Here is a 2,450-nt window from a genome sequence, read left to right on the forward strand (position 1 = left end):
TGCTTGATATGTGGGTGATCCTCGTGATCGCCGGCGCTTCTACGTTGGGGTGTCCGTTCCCTTCGAGGAGGCGCCCTGATGTCGAGCGTTGTGCCGAGCGTGAGTTTGTCCGCTGAAGCGTTGCCGTCGGATCCGTTGGGCGATCCGTTGCTGGATGACTATCTGGAGTTTCTGGCTGTTCGGTGCCGACCGAACTCGGTGCTGGCGGCCAGGTTCGACCTGAAGGTGTTCTTCGAGGTCGTGGCCAAGCCCGTGGCCGAGGTGCGGGCCCTGGACGTGCTGGGGTTCATCACCGCCCAGCGGACCGGCGCTCGAGGCCTGACCGCACCGTCGGTGGTGGCGGTGCCGACGGCTCCAGGTGGGGTGAGCCAGCGCACGATCCGTCGCCGGTTGTCGACGATCAGTGGGTTGTACGCCTTCCTGACGGCCCGTGGGGACGTCGCGGCCAACCCTGTCCCGCGAGGGTTGCCCACCCGCCGGGAACGAAGTCGACCGGGCCAGGGTGTGCCGTTGGTGCGTGCCCCGCGCCGGACGCTGCCGAGGATCCTGACCCCGCTCGAGGTTGATGCCCTGACCGGGGCTTTGCGCACGCATCGCGACCGGGCGATGGTGGCCGCGATGCTCCTGGGTGGGCTGCGCCGCTGCGAGGTCCTGGGCCTGACGATGGGCGACGTCAGGGCGGCCGAGCGGCGACTGTTCATCGCCCACGGTAAGGGCGGACACCAGCGGCTGGTCCCGATCTCGTCGCGGTTCTTCGAGCACCTGAGCGCCTACCTGGAAGCGGAGCGGCCCGCCGAGGCCGACACCGACGCCGTGTTTCTGGTGCTCAAGCGTCCCCGCCGGGGCCAGCCGTTGACGGCGTACGGGATCGACCAGGTCCTCGACGGCGCCCGCTCCCGGGCCGGGCTGGTCCACGCTTCGTGCCACGAGTTGCGGCACACCTGCCTGACCCGGCTGCGGGAGGCGGGCATGCCGCTGGAGGCGGTGCAGGCTCAGGCTGGTCACGCCTCGATCGAGTCCACCCGGATCTATCTGCACCTGGCCGATGACTGGTTGGCCTCGCAGTACCGCCGCGCCGCCGAAGTCATCGACGCCCAGGTGTTCGCCGGCGTACCGCCCCTGTCCACGCCCTCGATCGCACCGCCGGAGCGGGCACCGATCCCTGGGTTCCGGAGGCTGCGGTGAGCGGCCCGCTGTTGCTGCCGACCTGGCAGGACCTGAGGGGCGCCCACCCGCAGGTCGTGGACACGATGCGCACCTACCTGGAGCAGATCGCGTGCGTGTTGCGACCCGGCAGTGTGACCGGCGCCGACCTCGCCCTGCGCTCGTTCGCGACCTATCTGGGCACCAATCACCCCGAGCTGCAACGGATCCGGGACATTGGACGCGCCCACATCGAGGGTTTCAAGCCGTGGCTGGCAGCCCGCCCCGGGCAAAATCGTGCCCAGCTCACCCCGGCCACGATCGCCCACCGGTTGGGCACCCTGCGGGTGTTCTTCCTCCGGATCGACGAGTGGGGGTGGGACGACGCGCCCGCTCGGGTGCCGATGTTTCCCGGTGACGTCCCCAAACAGCACCACGCCCTGCCCAAGGCGCTCGACGACCCGAGCGCAGCCAAACTGCTGCGCGCCGCCCAAGCCGAACCACGCATGCTCATCGGAGTCACGGTCGAGTTCCTGCTGCGCACCGGGCTGCGGGTCGGGGAGTACACCGCCCTGACCGCCGACGCCGTCGTCCTGATCGGTGACACCCACTGGCTGCACGTGCCGATCGGCAAGCTCCACGAAGACCGCTACCTGCCGCTGCATCCGCGCGTCGTCGAACTGGTCGACGCCTACCGCACCAAGCACGTCCCCGAGGGCCACCACCTGCTGCTGCCCCGAGAGAACGGCAAATCCTTGGATCGGCACGGCGTGACCCGCTTCATCAACAAAGCTGGCGCCGCCGCCGGGCTCCCACACATCCACCCACACCAGCTGCGGCACACCTTGGCCACCCAGGCCATCAACCGCGGCATGAGCATCGAAGCGATCGCCGCGATGCTCGGGCACAAGTCCCTCGACATGACCCTGGTGTACGCCAAGATCGCCAACCGCACCGTCGCCGAGGAGTACTTCACCGTCGCCGAAAAAGTCGAAGCCCTGTACGCCCAACCCGCCCAGTTGCCCGCCGACGACCTCGGACCGAACATGGCCCGCCTCCAGCGCGAACACCACCGCATGCTCGGCAACGGCTACTGCGCCAGACCGAAGGCCATGGACTGCCAGTTCGAGAACATCTGCGAGTCCTGCACGTTCTTCCAGACCACCATCGAGTTCCGGCCCACCCTGCTCGCCCAACGCGCCGACGCCTGCGCCAAAGGCCAAGTCCGACGGGCCGAGATCTTCGACAACCTCATCACTGGCCTCGACAGCACCGAGGCCTCTTGACACCGATCACCCACATAATGC

2 protein-coding genes are annotated in these 2,450 nt (G+C 68.5%); both read left to right on the plus strand.

What is annotated here, in order from left to right; genetic code table 11:
* Positions 1–78: 78 nt before the first annotated feature.
* Positions 79–1,185 carry a tyrosine-type recombinase/integrase gene (locus tag ACOJV9_RS16670; protein ID WP_420186359.1) on the plus strand — a complete coding sequence of 369 codons (1,107 nt, stop codon included), beginning with the start codon at positions 79–81 and terminating at the stop codon, positions 1,183–1,185.
* Positions 1,182–2,429 carry a tyrosine-type recombinase/integrase gene (locus ACOJV9_RS16675; RefSeq protein WP_420186360.1) on the plus strand — a complete coding sequence of 416 codons (1,248 nt, stop codon included), beginning with the start codon at positions 1,182–1,184 and terminating at the stop codon, positions 2,427–2,429. The genes ACOJV9_RS16670 and ACOJV9_RS16675 overlap by 4 nt, the downstream gene beginning before the upstream one ends.
* Positions 2,430–2,450 lie beyond the last annotated feature (21 nt).

The organism is Knoellia terrae (assembly GCF_048606435.1).
GTDB lineage: Bacteria > Actinomycetota > Actinomycetes > Actinomycetales > Dermatophilaceae > Knoellia > Knoellia terrae.